The sequence below is a fragment of the Mesoflavibacter sp. CH_XMU1404-2 genome, assembly GCF_037029465.1.
In the GTDB taxonomy this organism is placed as follows: Bacteria; Bacteroidota; Bacteroidia; order Flavobacteriales; family Flavobacteriaceae; genus Mesoflavibacter.
Genome location: NZ_JAYMEM010000026.1, coordinates 63,936 through 85,734, shown reverse-complemented (window position 1 = coordinate 85,734; position 21,799 = coordinate 63,936). Strand labels below are relative to the sequence as shown.

General features: G+C 31.6%; 17 protein-coding genes. 13 read left to right on the top strand and 4 right to left on the bottom strand.

The annotated features are described in order from the left end of the window. Position 1 precedes the first annotated feature (1 nt). Complete coding sequence (locus WA327_RS08820) at positions 2 to 1,600, top strand: ABC transporter substrate-binding protein (RefSeq protein WP_336068761.1); 1,599 nt, start codon at positions 2 to 4, stop codon at positions 1,598 to 1,600. Here WA327_RS08820 and WA327_RS08815 read toward each other — a convergent pair. The 3 genes from WA327_RS08815 to WA327_RS08805 all read right to left on the bottom strand — a co-directional run bounded on the left by WA327_RS08815 (position 1,597) and on the right by WA327_RS08805 (position 3,504). Next, entirely contained in the window at positions 1,597 to 1,953 is a 357-nt protein-coding gene (locus WA327_RS08815; protein WP_336068758.1) for a hypothetical protein, read from the bottom strand. The two genes, WA327_RS08820 and WA327_RS08815, sit on opposite strands and share 4 nt — an antisense overlap. A gap of 20 nt (positions 1,954 to 1,973) precedes the next feature. After that, complete coding sequence (locus tag WA327_RS08810) at positions 1,974 to 3,149, bottom strand: GlmU family protein (protein WP_336068756.1); 1,176 nt, start codon at positions 3,147 to 3,149, stop codon at positions 1,974 to 1,976. A gap of 103 nt (positions 3,150 to 3,252) precedes the next feature. Then, entirely contained in the window at positions 3,253 to 3,504 is a 252-nt protein-coding gene (locus WA327_RS08805) for a type B 50S ribosomal protein L31 (protein ID WP_336068755.1), read from the bottom strand. A gap of 159 nt (positions 3,505 to 3,663) precedes the next feature. On the opposite strand from WA327_RS08805, the gene WA327_RS08800 reads away from it, so the two are divergent. From WA327_RS08800 to WA327_RS08770, 7 genes are all read left to right on the top strand, one after another. Next, complete coding sequence (locus tag WA327_RS08800) at positions 3,664 to 4,194, top strand: DUF4199 domain-containing protein (protein ID WP_336068753.1); 531 nt, start codon at positions 3,664 to 3,666, stop codon at positions 4,192 to 4,194. Between the two features lie 35 nt (positions 4,195 to 4,229). Continuing rightward, the gene (locus WA327_RS08795) at positions 4,230 to 5,183 is read left to right on the top strand and encodes a glycosyltransferase family 2 protein (protein ID WP_336068751.1); all 954 of its coding nucleotides are present in this window, start codon (positions 4,230 to 4,232) and stop codon (positions 5,181 to 5,183) included. 51 nt (positions 5,184 to 5,234) lie between these two features. Then, a complete protein-coding gene (locus WA327_RS08790; protein WP_336068748.1) occupies positions 5,235 to 6,965 on the top strand; it encodes a phospho-sugar mutase in 1,731 nt (576 codons plus the stop codon). A gap of 1 nt (position 6,966) precedes the next feature. Continuing rightward, positions 6,967 to 8,796 (top strand): ABC transporter ATP-binding protein, encoded by a 1,830-nt coding sequence (locus WA327_RS08785; RefSeq protein WP_336068745.1) that lies wholly within the window; start codon positions 6,967 to 6,969, stop codon positions 8,794 to 8,796. A gap of 274 nt (positions 8,797 to 9,070) precedes the next feature. Next, on the top strand, positions 9,071 to 9,616 hold the full coding sequence (locus tag WA327_RS08780; protein ID WP_336068744.1) for an RNA polymerase sigma factor: 546 nt from the start codon (positions 9,071 to 9,073) through the stop codon (positions 9,614 to 9,616). A 124-nt stretch (positions 9,617 to 9,740) separates the two neighbouring features. Beyond that, complete coding sequence (locus tag WA327_RS08775) at positions 9,741 to 10,217, top strand: hypothetical protein (protein WP_336068743.1); 477 nt, start codon at positions 9,741 to 9,743, stop codon at positions 10,215 to 10,217. A gap of 11 nt (positions 10,218 to 10,228) precedes the next feature. Further along, entirely contained in the window at positions 10,229 to 10,693 is a 465-nt protein-coding gene (locus tag WA327_RS08770) for a sensor of ECF-type sigma factor (protein ID WP_336068741.1), read from the top strand. A 32-nt stretch (positions 10,694 to 10,725) separates the two neighbouring features. Here WA327_RS08770 and WA327_RS08765 read toward each other — a convergent pair whose 3' ends face one another. Beyond that, complete coding sequence (locus WA327_RS08765) at positions 10,726 to 11,784, bottom strand: oxidoreductase (protein WP_336068740.1); 1,059 nt, start codon at positions 11,782 to 11,784, stop codon at positions 10,726 to 10,728. Between the two features lie 106 nt (positions 11,785 to 11,890). On the opposite strand from WA327_RS08765, the gene WA327_RS08760 reads away from it, so the two are divergent. The 5 genes from WA327_RS08760 (at position 11,891) to WA327_RS08740 (ending at position 21,795) form a co-directional block, all read left to right on the top strand. Beyond that, the gene (locus tag WA327_RS08760; protein ID WP_336068738.1) at positions 11,891 to 13,102 is read left to right on the top strand and encodes a methyltransferase domain-containing protein; all 1,212 of its coding nucleotides are present in this window, start codon (positions 11,891 to 11,893) and stop codon (positions 13,100 to 13,102) included. 24 nt (positions 13,103 to 13,126) lie between these two features. Beyond that, positions 13,127 to 14,998: an endonuclease gene (locus tag WA327_RS08755; protein ID WP_336068735.1), complete on the top strand. Its 1,872-nt coding sequence runs from the start codon at positions 13,127 to 13,129 to the stop codon at positions 14,996 to 14,998. 162 nt (positions 14,999 to 15,160) lie between these two features. After that, entirely contained in the window at positions 15,161 to 18,859 is a 3,699-nt protein-coding gene (gene purL / locus WA327_RS08750; protein ID WP_336068733.1) for a phosphoribosylformylglycinamidine synthase, read from the top strand. Positions 18,860 to 18,927: 68 nt separating this feature from the next. Beyond that, positions 18,928 to 19,734: a helix-turn-helix domain-containing protein gene (locus WA327_RS08745; protein ID WP_336068731.1), complete on the top strand. Its 807-nt coding sequence runs from the start codon at positions 18,928 to 18,930 to the stop codon at positions 19,732 to 19,734. Between the two features lie 291 nt (positions 19,735 to 20,025). Next, positions 20,026 to 21,795 carry a long-chain fatty acid--CoA ligase gene (locus WA327_RS08740; RefSeq protein ID WP_336068729.1) on the top strand — a complete coding sequence of 590 codons (1,770 nt, stop codon included), beginning with the start codon at positions 20,026 to 20,028 and terminating at the stop codon, positions 21,793 to 21,795. Positions 21,796 to 21,799 lie beyond the last annotated feature (4 nt).

The window sequence follows — 21,799 nt, the reverse complement described above, 5'->3', positions numbered from 1 at the left end:
AATGAAACACCTACTTTATTATACCTTAATTTCACTAGCTTTTTGGTCCTGTACTTCAACTAAAAAAGACAATCAAGATCATTTAGTTTTTAGGTATAACGAACATAAAAACATAGGTTCTTTAGATCCAGCGTTTGCTAAAGACAATGCAGATATTTGGGCAGTCAATCAACTATTTAATGGTTTAGTTGAAATGAATGACAGCCTAAAAGTCATACCAAGCATTGCTAAAAAATGGTCTGTTTCTGAAGATGGCTTAACTTACAAATTCATATTAAGAAAAGATGTTTATTTCCACAAACATTCACTTTTTAAAAAAGACAGTACAAGAACTGTAACAGCACAAGATTTTGAGTACAGTTTTAACCGAATTTTAGATCCAAAAGTTGCCTCTTCTGGTCGTTGGGTTTTTAATAAAGTTGAACATTTTAAAGCTGAAAACGACAGCATTTTCACTATAAATCTAAAGCAACCATTCCCTGCGTTTTTAGGCTTACTAACCATGAAGTATTGCAGCGTTGTCCCAAAAGAAATCGTAGAACATTACGGTAGCAATTTTAGATCTAACCCAATTGGAACTGGCCCATTTAAATTTAAACGTTGGAAAGAAAATATAAAGTTGGTTTTTAGAAAAAATAACAACTATTTTGAAACAGATAACAACGGAAACCAATTGCCATATCTTGAAGCTGTAGCTATTACCTTTTTACCAGACAAGCAAAGTGAATTTATGCAGTTTGCACAAGGTAATCTAGATTTTTTAAACAGCTTAGACGCCTCTTATCAAGATGAAATTTTAACAACAAAAGGCGAACTTAGAGACAAATATACCAAAACCGTAAACGTAATTAAAGGTCCATATCTAAACACAGAATATTTAGCTTTTTTTATGGATAGTGATAACGCTGAAATTAACTCAAAAACTTTAAGGTTAGCTGTAAATTATGGCTTTGACAGAAAAAAAATGATGACGTATTTACGTAACGGTATTGGTATACCTGCTAATGGTGGATTTATCCCGAAAGGTTTACCTGGCTTTAATAAAGACACAGGTTTTGAATACAATCCTACTAAAGCCAAACAACTTATAGAAGACTACAAAACACAAACAGGTAATCAAAACCCAGAAATAACCATTACCACAACAAGTAATTACCTTAATTTTTGCGAGTATATACAAAGAGAATTAACAAAAATAGGACTTACAGTAAATGTAGATGTAATACCAGCTTCAACTTTAAAAGAAGGAAAAGCCAACGGTAAATTAGATGTATTTAGAGCAAGTTGGGTTGCAGATTATCCTGACGCACAAAATTATTTATCATTGTTTTACAGTGAAAACTTTGCCCCAAACGGACCAAATTACACTCACTTTAAAGATGAAACTTTTGACACTTGGTACACACAATCTTTTCTAGAATCTAATGTAGAGGAACGTGCTATGCTGTACTCTAAAATGGATAGTTTAGTTTTAAAAGAAGCACCAATAGTACCTTTATACTACGATGAAGTGATACGATTTACACAAAAAAAAGTTTCAGGATTGGGTAGTAATCCTATAAATTTATTGCAATTAAAAAGGGTTAGAAAAGAAAATTAAATTCTGTAATTAGGCTTTTCTTCATCTTCTTCTATAGACTTACCAATATCTTCTATGCTTTGTATAGGTTCAGGTTTATTTTGCTCGAAGTTTTTCTTTAATAAATAATGGAATAATGCTACTGCTCCTAAACCAAAAGGTAAACCTATTAAAGACATCAATAGTCTATTATCCCAGTCTATATCCCAACCTAAGTAAGCACTTAAAACTCCTAAAATTAAACCTCCTAATAGCTCTCCAAGAAAATAACTAATAATCCCAATTATAGCAAACAACCATTTCTTTTTATTGTAAGTTTCTGCTAATTTGTAAAAATGTTTTCCTATAAAAACAAATAAAATAATTTGTAACATTAATAATTTATGTTTTAAAATTAATCTTTTCTATACTTTTTAGTCTCTTCAAAAACGTGTTCTAAAATAGCTTTATCTTGATCTGTAAACTCTATATTACGTCTAGACATTACAACTTCCGCTACTTCAAAAGCTTTTTTTGTAAGATATGTAGTAAAGCCCGATGCTCCGCCCCAACTATAACTTGGTACAAAATTTCTTGGGAAACCACTACCAAAAATATTAGCATTTACACCAACTACTGTTCCTGTATTAAACATCGTATTAATTCCGCATTTACTATGATCACCCATCATTAATCCACAAAACTGAAGTCCTGTTCTTGCAAAACGCTCGGTATCGTAATCCCAAAGTCTTACTTCTGCGTAGTTGTTTTTTAGGTTAGAGTTATTGGTATCTGCACCAAGATTGCACCATTCACCTAAAACAGAATTACCTAAAAATCCATCATGTCCTTTATTAGAATATCCAAATAATACACTGTTATTAACTTCTCCTCCAACTTTAGAAAACGGACCAACTGTAGTAGGACCATAAATTTTTGCCCCTAATTTAATAGTGGCGTCATCACATAATGCTAAAGGACCTCTAACAATTGAACCTTCCATGATTTCGGCATTCTTACCTATATAAATTGGTCCAGAACTAGCATTAAGCGTTGTAAACTCTAGTTTAGCACCTTCTTCTATAAATATATTTTCTGGTGCAATTACGTTATTACTTGAAGGGATTGACTGTGAAGTGCGTTCTTTAGTTAATAAATCAAAATCTTGCTGAATCGCTTCGCCATTTTTAGAAAAAATATCCCAAGTATGTTCTATTTTTAGTATGTCGTTATCAAATTCGATAGCATCAAATTTGTCAAAGTCTATATCTTCTTCAGCTTCTGAAGTAAAAAAAGCTATAACATCTTCATCTTTAAAAATTGCTTGATTTTTTTCTAGACTAGTTACTAATTCTATTAATTCTGGATTTGGTAAATACGCCGCATTAAGCATAATATTTTCTTCCATTTCTACCATAGGATATTTGTCAGACAAATAATCTTCGGTTACCGTTGTAGTGGTAGTTTTAAGATACTGTTCCCATTTTTCCCTAATGGTCAAAATCCCTACGCGTATATCTGCAACTGGTCTTGTATATGTAAATGGTAGTAATTGGTTTCTTACTGGACCATCAAATAGAATGTAATTCATTGTAACTTTTAATGATTAAAGCATAAAAATAGCTTAATTAGAGATAACAAAAAAGCCTTTCAAAAAATATTGAAAGGCTTTTAGTATATGATTGCGTCTAAACTTATTTTTTAAATTTAGCGTATTTGTTTTTGAATTTATCGATACGTCCAGCAGTATCAATTAATTTAGTCTTACCAGTGTAAAAAGGATGAGATGTTCTTGAAATTTCCATTTTGATTAACGGATACTCAACACCATCAACTTCTAAAGTTTCGTTGGTATTTGCAGTAGATTTTGTGATAAAAACATCATCATTAGACATGTCTTTAAATGCTACTAATCTATAATTTTCTGGATGTATATCTTTTTTCATCGCTTAATGCTTTTGTGTCTTTACTAAATTCGAGGTGCAAATTTAAGCATTTTTTACAATTCAGCAACAAATTTATTAAATATTTTTATTTCAATTTATGTGTAACATTTTGTCACAAAATTATACTAACTTACAAATACTAACTTAAATCAAAATATTATGGAAAAAAGTATTAAATCTATTGCAACTAATAATGGGTTGTATTTAGGGCTTTTAATTGCTGTTGTATACGTAATCTCGTATGCGATCAACATTGAATTATTAACTAAATGGTGGATAGGCATTATAATGCTATTAGCGATTATAGTTTTTGGTATTGTATCTATCTCTAAAGCAAAAAAAGCTCAAAATGGTTTCATTTCTTTAAAAGAAGCTTTTACATCTTATTTCATTACTATTTTAATAGGATTAATTGTAGCTAGTGCAGTAGCCATAGTTCTTTTCAATGTTATTGATCCTGATGCTGCTATAACTTTAAAGGAAAAAACTATTGAGAATACTGCCGAAATGATGAGAAACTGGAACGCACCAGAAGAATCTATAATACAAACTGTAGAACAAATGCGAGAACAACCTAACCAGTTTAGTATTGGTAGCGTATTACAGTCTTTAGTTATACAATTAGTAATCTATAGCGTTATTGGTCTTATTGCTGCATTAATCATGAAAAAATCTGATGATAACACATAATAATTCTATATTTGAAATAATTTTCAAGTTGAATTATGGATATATCAGTAGTCATACCACTACTTAACGAACAAGAATCTTTAACAGAGTTACACCATTGGATTTCATCAGTCATGAAATCCAATGGTTTTTCTTATGAAATACTTTTTATAGACGATGGTAGCACAGACCAATCCTGGCAAACCATTTGCACTTTAAAAGAGCAAGATAAAAATGTAAAAGGAATTAGATTTTTAAAAAACTTTGGTAAATCTCAAGCATTACATGCAGGCTTTGCTCAAGCTAAAGGTGATGTAATAATCACTATGGATGCAGATTTACAAGACAATCCAGAAGAAATACCAGAACTTTACAACTTAATTACTAAACAAAAATTTGACCTTGTTTCTGGTTGGAAAAAGAAACGTTTTGATAATAAATTTACCAAAAACTTACCTTCTAAACTTTTTAATTGGGCTGCAAGAAAAACATCTGGTGTTAATCTAAATGATTTTAATTGCGGATTAAAAGCCTACAATAAAAACGTTGTAAAAAATATAGATGTTAATGGCGAAATGCACCGTTACATACCTGTACTAGCCAAAAATGCTGGCTTCACAAAAATTAGTGAAAAAGTAGTACAGCATCAAGCCAGAAAATATGGCGAAACAAAATTTGGGATGGATCGCTTTATTAATGGTTTTTTAGATTTAATTACCATTTGGTTTTTATCAAGATTTGGAAAAAGACCTATGCACTTATTTGGTGCTTTAGGTGTTATTATGTTTATTGTTGGTTTTGGTTTTGCTGTATATTTAGGTATTGATAAGCTATTTTTTAATCCAACAGGAAGATTAATTACACAACGACCTCAATTTTACATTTCACTTACAACAATGATTTTAGGATCTCAGTTTTTTATAGCTGGTTTTTTAGGAGAAATTATTTTACGTCAAAACGCAAACAAAAAACGCTATTTAATTAAAGAATCTTTAAATTTAAAAGAGTAAAAACTTTAGCATTTTGTAAATGCTTACTTTTGTATATAATTTATTTACGTTATGAGATATATTGACCCAGAACTTTTAGAACGTGTCAACACTTGGTTAACACCAACTTTCGATAAAAAAACACAAGATTACATAAAAGATTTAATCGCTTTAAAACCAGAAGAATTAAAGGAAAGTTTTTATAAAGATTTAGAATTTGGTACAGGTGGTATGCGCGGCGTTATGGGTATTGGTACAAATCGTATCAACAAATATACACTCGGAAAAAACACACAAGGCTTAAGCAATTATTTACATAAAAGTTTTCCTAATCAAGACTTAAAAGTAGCTATTGCTTTTGATTGTAGACATAATAGTAAAACACTAGCAAAAGTAGTTGCAGATGTATTTTCGGCAAATAATATTAAAGTGTTTTTATTTGAAGATTTGCGTCCTACACCAGAGCTTTCTTTCACTTTAAAACATCTAAATTGTCATTGCGGAATTGTACTTACCGCATCACACAACCCGCCAGAATATAACGGTTACAAAGTATATTGGCAAGATGGAGGACAATTAGTTCCGCCACAAGATGCCGAAATTATTCAAGAAATAAATAACCTTGAATATTCAGAAATTAACTTTGAAGCAAAAGAGGAAAACATTCAATACATAGGACAAGAAGTTGATGATGTATTTATTAACGCATCTGTTAAAAATGGAAGTTTTAACACCAGTCAAGATGCCAAAGACAACTTCAATATTGTGTTTACATCTTTACACGGTACATCAATCACAACCATTCCTGAAACTTTAAAACGTGCTGGTTATAAAAATGTTCATATAGTTGAAGAACAACGCGAACCAAACGGAGATTTTCCAACAGTAGTTTCGCCTAACCCAGAAGAACCAGAAGCGTTAAAAATGGCTTTAGAATTAGCCGAAAAAGTTAATGCAGATATTGTAATTGGTACAGATCCAGATAGTGACAGACTTGGTGTTGCTGTAAGAGACTTAGATAACAAAATGACACTTTTAAACGGAAATCAAACCATGGTAATGATGACTGATTTTCTTTTAAAACAATGGAAAAATAACAACAAAATTAATGGCAATCAATTTATTGGAAGTACAATAGTGTCTACACCAATGATGTCCGTTTTAGGTAACGCTTACAATGTTGAATGTAAAGTTGGCTTAACAGGATTTAAGTGGATTGCAAAAATGATTAAAGACTTTCCTAATCTTGACTTTATTGGCGGTGGTGAAGAAAGTTTTGGGTTTATGGTTGGCGATTTTGTACGCGATAAAGATGCAGTTACCTCTACCCTTCTGGCTATAGAAATTGCTACACAAGCCAAAGCAAACGGTAATAGTTTTTATCAAGAATTAATCAATCTATATGTAGAACACGCTTTTTATAAAGAACGATTAATATCTATGACTAAAAAAGGTATAGAAGGCGCACAAGAAATTAAACAAATGATGATTGATGCCAGAGAAAATCCCTTAACAAAAGTAAACGGTTCTAAAGTTGTTCGTATTGAAGACTATCAACTATCTGAAGCTAAAAACACTGTTAATAACACAACAGAAGTTATTGACATCCCAAAATCTAACGTATTAATTTACTATACAGAAGATGGTAGTAAAATAGCACTAAGACCAAGTGGTACAGAGCCTAAAATTAAGTTTTACATAAGTGTAAATACAGCTTTAGACAATGTGTCAGACTTCATCACAACGGAACAAAAATTGGAAGCAAAAATAGACGCTATCATAAACGATATGCAACTTAATTAAGATGAAAAAGATAATACATCAATTACTTCCTTTTATTAAAAAATTTAAAAAGCACGTCATCTTTAACGTGTTTTTTAATTTGCTATATGCCCTATTTAGTGCATTAGCATTTGTATCATTAATACCAATGCTAAAAGTATTATTTGATAAAACAGCTGTAGTTACAAAAGCTCCTGTTTGGAAAGGAATCTTTAAAATAAAGGATTACGGTGAACAACTGTTAAACTACAAAATGAGTAGTTTTATTCAAGAAGGTAATCCACAATTAGCTTTAATTATTGCTATCGCCTTAGTAATTTCTACCTTTTTGCTAAAAAACTTATTTGGTTATTTTGGTTCACAGCACATGATGTATCTTAAAAATGGTGTTTTAACCGATTTAAGAAAAACCATGTTTAATAAAATAATCAATCTTCCCGTAAGCTTTTACTCTAAAAGACAAAAAGGAGATGTCATGGCTCGTATTTTAGGAGATATAAATGAAGTTCAAAATTCGTTTTTTATTCTTTTAGAACTAATTGTTAGAGAACCTGCAACTATTGTTTTCTCGCTAATCATAATGTTTACGATAAGTTGGCAATTATCATTATTTGTTCTTGGTTTTATACCTATTGCTGGATTTTTAATTTCTAGAATTGGTAAAAGTTTAAAGAAAAACTCTCTTAGACAACAACAAGAATCTGGTCGGTTAATTTCAACTGTAGAAGAGTCTTTAACAGGTCTTAAAATTGTAAAAGGTTATAATGCAGAAAGCATTTTTGGGAATAAATTTTTTACTTCTGCAGACACTATTTTAAAACTATCAAACAAAATCGGTCTTAAAAATAATTTAGCAGGACCAGTAAGTGAGGTTTTAGGTATAGCAACAATCGCCATTTTATTGTGGTACGGAGGTAAATTAGTATTAGTAGATAAAATTATTGAAGGTGAAACTTTTATTGCTTTTATGGGGTTAGCTTACGCCATTTTAACACCTGCAAAAGCGATAAGTAAAGCCTCTTATCGTGTAAAAAATGGTTTAGCAGCTGCAGATCGTGTATTTGAGATTTTACATGAAGAAGACCAAATGCCAGATCTTCCTAATGCTAAAGAAATAAAAACTTTTAATGATAAAATTTCAATAGAAAATATTTCATTTAAATATGATGAAGACTACGTATTAAAAAACTTTTCTATTCAAGTCCCTAAAGGAAAAACAGTCGCATTAGTAGGACAATCTGGTAGTGGTAAAAGTACGATAGCTAATCTTGTCACTCGATTTTATGATGTTAATGAAGGTGAAATTTCTATCGATGGAAACAATATTAAAAACGTCACTAAAAAATCGTTAAGACATCAAATGGGATTAGTAACTCAAGATTCTATTTTATTTAATGACACCATAAAAAATAATATTTTATTAGGTAAACCAGATGCTACCGAAGATGAGATTATTGAAGCACTAAAAATTGCAAATGCTTGGGAATTTGTTAGCCAATTACCTAACGGCATAGAAACCAATGTTGGTGATGCTGGTAATAACTTTTCTGGCGGACAAAAACAGCGTTTAAGCATAGCAAGAGCTGTACTTAAAAATCCGCCAATTATGATTTTAGATGAAGCTACGTCGGCTCTAGACACCGAAAGTGAAAAACTAGTACAAGAAGCTTTAGAAAACATGATGAAAAACAGAACATCTATAGTCATCGCCCATAGATTATCTACAATTCAAAATGCAGATCAAATTATAGTCATGCAAAAAGGTGAAATTGTAGAACAAGGCACACATCAAGAGTTATTGGCTAAAAATGGTATGTATAAAAAACTTGTAGAGATGCAGAGTTTTGATTAACAAAACAGCTAAAAAATAAAAAGGATAAACTAATGTTTATCCTTTTTTTGTTCATTGTTAGATTTGGGGACGACTAACAACATAAGTATTATGATAAATCAAAAATAAGTTAAAAAAAGTTACAAACCAAAAAAATATTGTATTTCAACGTGTTTTTAATGCTTTTTATCGATGTTTTTAGTGTTAACACACTGAAATACAACACAATAAAAAACGTTTAAAATTTTAGATTTTAATTTAAACTTTCAACCTAAAATATAGTCTAAGTAGCTATATGCCAAACAACGAAAACCAATTAATAGCACAATTACAATCGCAAGACCATAAAAATCATGCGTTTAGAGAGCTTATTTCGCTTTACAAAGAGCGATTATATTGGCATATTAGACATATTGTAAAATCTCATGATGATGCTGATGATGTTTTACAAAACACATTTATAAAAGTGTTTAGAAGTATTGATAATTTTAAAGGTGAAAGTAAGCTATACTCTTGGATGTACAGAATTGCAACTAATGAAGCCTTAACTCACCTAAAAAAAAATGCAAAAAGACTTAATTTAAATAGTGAAGAGGCTAATAATTTAGCAATCAAAAATTTAGAAAGTGATGTGTATTTTGAAGGTGAAAAAATTCAACTTAAATTACAAAAAGCGATAGCAACATTACCAGAAAAACAACAACTGGTCTTTAATATGAAATACTTTCAAGATTTAAAATACAGCGAAATTTCTGAAATTTTAGAAACCAGCGAAGGTGCTTTAAAAGCATCCTACCATATTGCCGTAAAAAAAATTGAAACCTATTTAACTCAAGATTAAACCTTTATTAAAAAAAAGCGTCTAAATATTGAAATGAAACATCCATTAATTAAATTTCTAATCGCATTACGTAAAGATAATATAATGTTCCATGTGACCTTTGAAAAACAATGAATGTTAACACATGAAAAAAGAAAACTTACATAATATCAAACAATCAGGTTTTAAAACGCCTAATGCGTATTTTGACACTATTGAAGACCAAATTATGTCTCAAATTAGTCTTAAAAATAGCAACGAAAACTCTGGCTTTAAAGTACCTGATAATTATTTTGAAACCATTGAAGACAAAATTATAAGCAAAACTCAACAACCTAAAGTCATTAAGTTATTCAACAAAAAAACACTAATTACTGTAGCTAGCATCGCTGCTATGGTTGTTTTGTTTTTCAATTTAAATCCATTTAAAACACAAGTTACTTTTGACAGTTTAGACACAGAAACTGTTGAAGCCTACATTTTAAATGAGGTTGAACTTAACGATATTAGCAATCTAATTAACACCGATCAATTATCACAAACAGACTTTATTGACTATAATGACATTTCTATAGACAATTATTTAGACGATATTGATTTAGAAGAATTTTTAGACGAATAAAAACAAAAAACATGAAAAATAAAATATTTACTATAATCTTATTATTTGTTTCTATAAGCACCTTTGCTCAATTAGATAAAGAAAAAAGTTACACGAAAAAAATAAGCGAGAAATTAAAAGCACTAAAAGTAGCTCATATTACAGAGCAACTAGACTTAACAAAAAAAGAAGCCGAAGCGTTTTGGCCAATCTATAATGCTCATGAAGAAGAAAAACACAAACATTTTGAGTCTTCAATGAAAAAAAGAAAAGATTTAGATATCGAAAAACTTTCCGAGTCAGAAGCTGAAGCATTACTAAAAGAAATGCAAGCTAATGAAGAAGCAAAAGTAAAAAGCGAAAAAGCTTTTATTGAAAAACTTTCTAAAGTAATTAGTTACAAGAAAATTGTAAAATTAATGCACGCAGAACGCACCTTTAAACGTAAAATGATTGAAGAATTTAGAGGTAGACATCGGGAAATGCGAAAAGACTAAACATAAAAAAAGCAGCTATAAAGCTGCTTTTTTTATTTAAAACTCAATTTACTTATACGACCATTTCCTGCGGCGTAAGCAGTACTATCATTTAAAAATCGTAGCGTATAAAAACCTTCATCGCTTAAATGTTTCCATGTCTGTCCTGCATCTGCACTGTAATCTATACCTTTAAAACCTATCGCAATTAATTGTAGTGCTTTGCTGTTTGGCACATATTGCACACAACTTCGGTAACCTGGCCCACTACCATCGGCAACAACTTGCCATGTTTTTCCACCATCATTAGTCACTATTTTATTGTTTTGGTTAGCATCTGCATCTGTATAATCACCACCAATTGCAAAACCATGATATTCATCATAAAAATCTAAACTATACATTCCTGTCGTTGCTTTTCCTTGTATAATTGGCGTCTCAAAAACGTCCCATGTTTTTCCTTTATCTGGTGAAAATAATATTCGGCTAGACTTTCCGCCTGTTGCTACCCAAGTCATATCTCCTACTATAGCAATATTGGTATCACTTGCGGCAAATGCAGCTTCACCTTCATTGGCTTTTGGTAAAACATCACAAGATAGTTTGGTCCAAGTGTCTCCACCATCTCTGGTAATAATCACACTCATGCAATCCTCTGTTGGATCACCAATGGCGATACCTTCTTGGTCGTTCCAAAATTCCATAGAATCGTAAAAGGCTTTTGGGTGGTTCTCTTGGTAGACAATTTTAACTTTTTCAGCTTCTGCATGTAGCCTATAAAGATATGCTGGACTACCAACAGACAAGCCAAATCCTTTATTTTTATCAACAGCTAAAGACCTAAAATTTGGTGTGATACTATCACTAGAAACATCAAAAATTTGACTCTTTTTTTCTCCTGAATAATCTATTCTATAAGCTCCTAATCGACCATCAGATGTTAAAAAAGCAAAACCTGATTTATCAACAATTTCTAAAGCTCGAACATTTAAAGTAGAATCTTCTACTAAAATTTCAATTTCAATAGAAGTAAAGTTTTTACTTTTTTTTGTACTAAAAGCGCTAATAACAACAAAAATCACTGCTATTGTTAAATACAAAGGGTCTTTCATAATTCATAATTTTTAATAAAAATAGAAAAGCAAAACTAAATATTAACCAAATTCATTTAAAATCCACATATAAAACGTAACTTTGCACGCTTATAAATTTTAAAATATGCGCTTACACAGAAACTTATGTTTTGCTACCGTGGATGGATTACTTCAGATTTTTAACGAAGGTCAATATGCAGATAAAGTAGTACAACAACTTTTAAAAAGAGACAAACGTTGGGGAAGTCGTGATCGTGCTTTTGTAGCCGAAACGACCTACGACATTGTACGTTGGAAGCGTTTATATGCTGAAATTGCAAACGTAAAAGAACCTTTTAGTAGAGATGATATTTGGCGTATGTTTGCTGTTTGGGCGACTTTAAAAGGCATTAAATTACCCGATTGGAAGTATTTTGAAAACACGCCAACTCGTAAAATTAAAGGACGTTTTGACGAGCTTTCTAAAACCAGAAAAATTAAAGAATCTATTCCAGATTGGATCGATGATATTGCTGTAAAAGAACTTGGAGAAGCTAAGTGGTCTAAAGAAATCCAAGCTTTAAACGAGCAAGCAGATGTTATTTTAAGAGTAAATACCTTAAAAACAACTAAAGAAAAACTTCAAAATATTCTTTTTGACTTAGATATAGAAACCGAAACTTTAAAAGATTATCCAGACGCATTACGTTTAAAAGAACGTGCTAATGTGTTTTCAACAGAAGCTTTTAAAGATGGTTTGTTTGAAGTACAAGATGCATCCTCACAATTAGTGGCAGACTTTTTGCAAGTAGAACCAGGTATGCGTGTAGTAGACACCTGTGCTGGTGCTGGTGGTAAAACACTACACCTAGCTTCTATCATGCAAAATAAAGGACAAATTATTGCTTTGGATATTTATGCTAATAAGTTGAAAGAATTAAAGCGTCGTGCAAAACGTAATGGTGCACATAATATTGAACCAAGACACATAGACTCGACTAAAGTCATTAAAAAATTACATGACCAAGCAGACCGAGTTTTAATTGATGCACCTTGTTCTGGTTTAGGCGTTTTACGAAGAAATCCAGATGCTAAATGGAAGTTAGAAGCCGAATTTTTAGACCGAATTAAAAATACGCAAGCTGAAATTTTAAGTTCATATTCTAAAATGGTAAAATCTGGCGGACAGTTAGTGTATGCAACGTGTTCTATTTTACCATCAGAAAATCAAGAACAGGTTAACAAATTCTTAGCATCAGAAGAAGGAAAAGAATTTACATTTGTAAAAGATAAAAAAGTATTAGCTCATGAGTCTGGTTTTGACGGATTCTACATGGCTTTATTAAAAAGAAAATAAATTCCCCCCAAAATTAACAATTAAATGAAACATTTTTACACACTTTTAGCTTTACTAGTCGCAACTGCTGGATTTGCTCAAATTCCTGCAGGATATTACAGTACAGCGACAGGTACAGGTTACACTTTAAAAACACAATTACACAACATTATTAACGGACATAGTGACCAAGGTTATAATGCTATGGACGGTTTTATTGCTAACTACGACTTAGACAATTATTACGAAGTTGGAAGCAACACTATTTTAGATCCTTATTCTGAAAACCCAACTGGAGCTGATCCATATAATTTCACACCTGTTGGTGACGAATGTGGAAATTATAATGGCGAAGGAGACTGCTATAATAAAGAACACATCATACCACAATCTACTTTTAATAGTAATACACCAATGCAAAGTGATGCACACCATTTATTACCTACAGATGGTCGTGTCAATGGATTTAGAAGCAATTACCCTTTTGGTGTTGTTGACAATAGTAGTTTAGTATCGCAAAGCGGAATTAGTAACCCAACGCAAAACGGCTCTAAATTAGGAGGAAACTTAAACAGTGGGTATTCTGCTGGATATACAGGAACTGTGTTTGAACCAATTGATGAGTTTAAAGGAGATATCGCAAGAATCTATTTTTACTTTGTGACAAGATATGAAGATCAAGTTTCTAATTGGTCTGCTTATGCTATGTTTGACGGAAGCTCAGACAAAGTACTTGACGATCCGTTTTTAAATATTTTAATGACTTGGCATCAAAATGATCCTGTTTCTCAAAAAGAAATCGATAGAAACAACAACATCTATTACAACCACCAAAGTAATCGTAATCCTTTTGTAGATCATCCTGAGTATGTAGCAATGATTTGGAATCCTTCAACAGACACTACAGCTCCTACTACTCCAACAAATTTAGTAGCATCTAACGCTACTGCATCTACAATAGGTTTATCTTGGACTGCCTCTACAGACGATGTTGCTGTAGCAAGTTATGATATTTTTGTAGATGGCTCTTTCTATACAAACACAGCAACAGCTGTAACTAGCTTTACAGTTACTGGATTAGCTTCAGAAACTAATTACTGTTTTACAATTTATGCTTTAGATGCAGCAGGAAATACTTCAGTTGCAAGTAATCAAGATTGTGAAATGACAACTAATGTTCCAACAGGAGTAAACGAGTTATTCTTTTCTGAATATATAGAAGGAAGCAGCAATAATAAAGCTTTAGAGATTGCTAATTATACAAACTCAACTATACAATTAGCAAATTACACTTTAAGATTAGGCTCAAACGGTAATAGCTTTGGAAGTGATGTTTCTTTTCCTTCAGGTGCTTCAATTGCTGCTGGAGATGTATACGTAATTGTAAACAGCGGACTATCCCTAGGTTGCGAATCTGAAGCAGATTACACCAATAATACAATCACAGGATTTAATGGTAATGATGCTATTGGTTTATTTAAAAACGGAACTTTAATTGATATTATAGGTGAAGAAGGAAATAATTCTATTTATGCTGAAAACACTACTTTAATTAGAAAAGAAACAATTAATAATCCAAACACCTCTTTTAGTTTATCCGAATGGGATAGTTATGCCGAACCTCAAAATTATTGTGACGATTTAGGACAGCACACTATTACCACTTTATCAACTTCAAATTTTGAGAAGTCAATATTCAAAATCTACCCTAACCCAATTAAAGGAAACACTTTAAACGCTGACGTAAAATCAACAACTAGCTATCAAATCTATGATATTTTAGGTAAGAAAATTTTAAGCGGAACGGTAACTACAAACAACAAAAAAATTAATGTATCTAGTCTTAAAAAAGGAATTTACATCCTAAAACTAGAAACCAGTAATGGTAGTGTTACAAAAAAATTAATTAGAGAATAAGTTATCAAACTTGTAAATAAAAAAAGCGACACCAAGATGTCGCTTTTTTTATGGTTAATAACCACGTGAATAACTAAAAAAAAATGACAACTTTTTAATAAAATAATCTAACTAAAAGATGTAAATTTGATGCTTTAAAAACAACACAAAACTCCTGAAATAATGATTCATTTCTTCGGAAACCAAAACAGTAAAGTATTTGCTGTTCAAGCAACAAAAGAATTATCTACTGAAACCATCAATAAATTAACGTGGTTATTTGGCAACCAGCCTAAAATAGAACAAGCATCCTTAGATGCTTTTTTTGTTGGTCCACGTGCAGCAATGATTACTCCATGGAGTACCAATGCTGTAGAAATTACTCAAAATATGGGTATTGATGGCATTATTAGAATTGAAGAATTTGAATCTTGCACACAAGACTTCAAGGATTACGATCCTATGATTTCAGAGAAATTTAATGGTTTAAATCAAGATAGTTTTACTATAAACATTCAACCTGAAACCATTAAAAACATAGAAGATATAGCTGCTTACAACGCTCAAGAAGGCTTATCTCTAAGCGATGAAGAAGTAGACTATTTAGAAGGCGTTTCTAAAAAAATAGGAAGACCGTTAACAGACTCTGAAGTATTTGGTTTTTCTCAAGTAAATAGCGAGCATTGTCGTCATAAAATCTTCAATGGTACATTCGTTATTGATGGCGAAGAAAAGCCTACATCGCTTTTCAAATTAATTAAAAAGACTTCAGAAACTAATCCAAACGATATCGTTTCAGCTTACAAAGACAACGTTGCTTTTATAAAAGGTCCAGTAGTTGAACAATTTGCTCCAAAACGTGCAGATGTTCCAGATTTTTATCAAACTAAAGATTATGAATCTGTTATTTCGCTTAAAGCAGAAACACACAACTTCCCTACTACTGTCGAGCCTTTTAATGGTGCTGCAACAGGATCTGGTGGAGAAATTAGAGATAGACTTGCTGGAGGAAAAGGTTCTTTACCTTTAGCCGGAACAGCTGTTTATATGACTTCGTATTCTAGATTAGAAGACAATCGTCCGTGGGAAAAAGCGTTTCCAGAACGTAAATGGTTATACCAAACACCAATGGATATTTTAATAAAAGCCAGTAATGGTGCTTCAGATTTTGGTAACAAGTTTGGGCAACCTTTAATCTGCGGATCTGTTTTAACTTTTGAACATAAAGAAGACACTTCGACTACGCTCAGTACAGGCGCTAAAGCCTTAGGTTTTGATAAAGTAATAATGCAAGCTGGCGGAATTGGTTACGGTAAAGCAGATCAAGCTTTAAAAGACACACCTAAAAATGGTGATAAAATTGTAATTCTTGGTGGAGAAAATTATCGTATCGGTATGGGTGGAGCTGCAGTTTCTTCTGCAGATACAGGCGAGTTTTCTTCAGGAATAGAGCTTAACGCTGTACAACGTTCTAACCCAGAAATGCAAAAACGTGCGGCTAATGCTGTACGCGGAATGGTAGAAAGTGACGAGAATTTTATAGTTTCTATTCACGATCATGGTGCTGGTGGACATTTAAATTGTTTAAGCGAATTAGTTGAAGATACCGGTGGAAAAATTGACTTAGATGCCTTACCTGTTGGTGATCCAACACTTTCTGCTAAAGAAATTATAGGTAACGAATCTCAAGAACGAATGGGATTAGTTATTGCCGAAAAACACATTGAAACCTTAAATAAAATTGCAGAACGTGAACGCTCACCAATGTACACTGTTGGTGATGTAACAAATGATAACCGTTTTACTTTTCAATCTAAAACCAATGGTGACAAACCAATGGATTTAGCTTTAGAAGATATGTTTGGAAGCTCTCCAAAAACAATAATGACTGATAACACTGTAGCTTCTAATTACAGTGAAATCGCTTACGATAAAGACAAAATCTACGATTATTTAGACCAAGTATTACAGTTAGAAGCTGTAGCTTGTAAAGATTGGCTTACCAATAAAGTAGACCGTTGTGTTGGTGGTAAAGTTGCTAAACAACAATGTGCAGGACCATTACAATTACCATTAAACAATGTTGGTGTAATGGCATTAGACTTTAAAGGAAAAGAAGGTATTGCAACATCAATAGGTCACTCGCCTATTTCAGGATTAATTAATCCAGTTGCTGGTAGCCGTAATAGTATTACTGAAGCTTTAACCAATATTGTTTGGGCTCCATTAAAAGATGGTTTACAATCGGTTTCATTATCTGCAAATTGGATGTGGCCTTGTAAAAATGAAGGTGAAGATGCAAGATTATATGAAGCTGTTCAAGCAATTTCAGAATTTGCAATTGATTTAGGGATTAATGTTCCAACAGGAAAAGATTCATTATCAATGAAGCAAAAATATCCTGACCAAGAGGTTATTTCTCCTGGTACAGTTATTATTTCTGCTGCAGCAAATTGTAATAATATCACTAATGTTATTGAGCCTGTTTTAAGAAGAAATGGCGGAGATATATACTATATCAACTTATCACAAGATCAATTTAAATTAGGCGGAAGTAGTTTTGCTCAAATCTTAAATAAAGTAGGAAATGATGCACCAAACGTTAAAGATGCTGGTTATGTAAAAACGGTATTTAACACTATTCAGCAATTAATAAAAGACCAAAAAATTGTTGCTGGTCATGATGTTGCTTCTGGAGGATTAATTACCACTTTATTAGAAATGTGCTTTGCAGATATCAATTTAGGAGCTGAGCTAGATCTTTCTGCTTTAAATGAAAAAGACACGTTAAAGTTATTATTTGCTGAAAATTCAGGAATTGTATTCCAAGCTTCTGATAATTCAATAGAAACTGTTTTAAGTGATGCTAATATTGAGTTTTTCAACATAGGAAAACCAACCACTAGTGATGTTTTAAGTATTATAAATAATGATGAAGTCTATACAATGACGGTTTCTAGGTTAAGAGACATGTGGTACAAAACTTCATATTTATTAGATCAAAAACAGACGGCTAACGGATTGGCAAAAACTCGTTTTGAAAACTACGCAAAACAACCGCTAAACTATTATTTCCCAAAACATTTTACTGGCGAATTAAGCTTTTACAATAAAAATCAATCAGCAGATCGTCCAAAAGCTGCTATTTTAAGAGAAAAAGGAAGTAACTCTGAGCGCGAAATGGCTAATGCTATGTATTTAGCTGGTTTTGATGTAAAAGATGTACACATGACCGACTTAATTTCTGGTCGTGAAACACTTGAAGATATTCAATTTTTAGGTGCAGTTGGAGGTTTTTCTAATAGTGATGTTTTAGGCTCTGCAAAAGGTTGGGCTGGAGCAATTAAATATAACGACAAAGCTAACAAAGCGATTAAAAACTTCTTTGAAAGAGAAGATACACTTTCTGTAGGTATTTGTAATGGTTGTCAATTATTTATGGAGTTAGAACTGATAAATCCAGAGCATGAAAATCACGGAAAAATGGTACATAATAACTCTCATAAACACGAAAGTTCTTTCACTTCTGTAGTTGTACAAAAAAATAATTCGGTAATGCTTTCAACACTAGCAGGAAGTACTTTAGGTGTTTGGATAAGTCATGGTGAAGGTAAATTTAACCTTCCAAAAGATGAAAACAATTATGATATTGTTGCTAAATATGCTTACAACGATTACCCATCAAATCCTAATGGCTCTGATTACAATACAGCAATGTTATGCGATAAAACAGGAAGACATTTAGTAACAATGCCACATATAGAGCGTTCTATTTTCCCTTGGAATTGGGCTAATTATCCAGAAAACAGAAAAGATGAAGTTTCCCCTTGGATAGAAGCTTTTGTAAAAGCTAGAAAATGGATAGAAAACAAAAAAAATTAAAAACCGTATAATATTTCAATCTTTTTTTATTACATTTCACTCACTTAAAAGTGTGTTAAGTATTATAAATGAAGTTTGAAAGAATTTATTGCCATAGGCCTAACAAGCTTATTGGCTCTTTTGTTGAAGTACATATAGAAGAAAACGACTTGCCTTTAACTGCAGATTTATTACCAACTGCACAAAGCCATATCATATATTTTTTCTCTGATGAAGAGCAAGAAATAAGAATAAAAAACAAGTCCTTTTTTAATAAAGGACTTGTAATATCTGGTCAATCCTACAGATCATATCAATTCATACCAAAAAAACCTGTAAGAGCTTTTGTGGCTAACTTTAGTGCAACAACTCTTCATAAAGTTTCAGGTAAACAAATGTCATCTATAACAGATTCTCATATTCCATTATCAGAATTTTGTAATGAATTTTATCAAAAAATTATTCCTTTATTTGATCCAAATAAAACAGCTAAAGAAATAGCTTTAGACTTTGAAAGTTTAATGTATGACTTGCCAAAAATTGATAATAAAAATGTTAACTATGTAGATATTGCAGTAGATTTAATTCATCAAAAAAAAGGTAGAATTACCGTGGATGAAGTCTTAGAGTTTCTTACCATATCACAAAAAAACTTAGAAATTCAATTTAAAAAAGTTGTTGGTTTGACTCCTTTAAAATACATCAAACTCTACAGATTTTGGCATTTAATGAAAGCCTACGAAAGCAAAAAAATTGACTTTAATCAAGCATTAGAATATTACAACTATTACGATTTATCTCATTTTAACAGAGATTTTAAACTGTTTATGAAAGTAAAACCATCAGAATACGTTAAAAGAGATAACACACTGATAAAAAACTACTTAACCATCTAATTTTTACGATTATTTACATTTTATTTCATTTTAAATTCAATAAATTAGCTATTGAGTGGCACTATTTGTTTAATTTAAATGAAAGTTAAGGGATTCATTTAAAAATAGTTAGTTATTAAATAAAAATATAAAAGGTACCATTCTATAGCTATCAATCAGTTAGCAAGGAGCTGTTTAAAAACAGCTCCTTTTTTAGTTAAAAATGTAAGAGATTATTTAAATTTTCATAATTTACGTTCGCCTTAAATCATTTTTTCATAATTTGCATACCCCTTAATTCATTTAAATGTAATGATTGAAGTAACCAGACTTTTCGATTTTCCTTATTATCAACTTGAAAAACATAACCTAGACGCTGCTTTAGTTACCAAAAAAAATGGTAAATGGGAAGCAACTTCTACTAAAGAATATATTGACAAAGCCAATGCTTTAAGTAGAGCATTGTTAAAATTAGGAGTCAATAAAAATGATAAAATTGCAGTAATCTCTTCTACTAACAGAACAGAATGGAATATTGTAGATATCGGTGTTTTACAACTTGGTGCGCAAAATATTCCTATCTATCCAACAATTTCGGCTGAAGATTATGAGTATGTTTTAAACCATAGTGAATCTATTTACTGCTTTGTGTCTGACAAAGAAGTTTTAGAAAAAATAAATAAAGTAAAAGATAAAACTAAACTTAAAGAAGTTTACTCTTTTGATCATATTGAAGGCTGTAAACACTATTCAGAACTTTTTGAATTAGGAAAAGATGAAAGTAATCAAGCAGAAGTTGAAGCCAGGAAAGATGCAGTAACACCTGATGATTTAGCTACAATAATATACACTTCTGGTACAACAGGTAAACCAAAAGGTGTTATGTTAAGTCATAATAATATTACTAGTAACGTATTAGATAGCATACCACGATTACCAATTTCTACTGGTCAAACAAAAGTTTTAAGTTTTTTACCAATTTGCCATGTATTTGAACGTGTATTAATTTACCTTTACCAATATGAAGGAATAAGTATTTATTATGCAGAAGCTATAGATAAAATTGCAGAAAATGCTCAAGATATTAAACCTAATTTAATGAGTGTTGTACCAAGATTACTAGAAAAAGTTTACGACAAAATCTATGCAAAAGGTACAGAATTAAGCGGTATAAAAAGCAGACTTTTCCATTGGGCTATAGAATTAGGAGAACAATGGGAACCTTACGGTAAAAATGGTGCTTGGTACGAGTTTAAACTAAAAATAGCTAATAAATTAATCTTTAGTAAATGGCGAGCTGCTTTAGGTGGCGAGTTAACTACTATGGTATCTGGTAGCGCAGCATTATCACCAAGATTAACACGTATATTTTGTGCTGCAGGCATGAAGGTTATGGAAGGATATGGATTAACAGAAACATCTCCTGTTATTTCTGTAGGCATGTACAGAGAAAATCATTTTAAGGTTGGTACCGTTGGTAAACCTATAAGAAATGTAGATGTAAAAATAGCAGAAGATGGCGAAATCCTAATTAAAGGACCAAACGTAATGAAAGGTTACTACAAAGATCCAGAAAAAACGGCTAGTGTGATGACAGGAGACTATTTTCATACTGGAGATAAAGGTGAAATTGATCCTGATGGTTTCTTAAAAATTACGGGGCGAAAAAAAGAAATGTTTAAAACGTCTGGAGGAAAATATGTCATTCCTACCCTTTTAGAAAACGACCTAAAACAGTCTAGATTTATAGAACAAGCAATGGTCGTTGGGGAAGGCGAAAAAATGCCAGCAGCTATAATTCAACCTAATTTTGAATTTTTAAGAGACTGGATTGACAGAAAACATAACCACATAGGTAAATCCGAAAAAGAAATTGCTAATTCTCAAGTAGTAATAGATCGTATTCAAAAAGAAATAGACAACTGCAACAAAAACTTTGGTAAGTGGGAACAAATAAAACGTTTTGAACTTACAGAAGATGTTTGGTCTGTAGATGGTGGACAATTAACACCAACCATGAAAATGAAACGAGATGTCATAAAAAACATCTACAAAGAATTATACGACAAGATATACAGTTAAATCC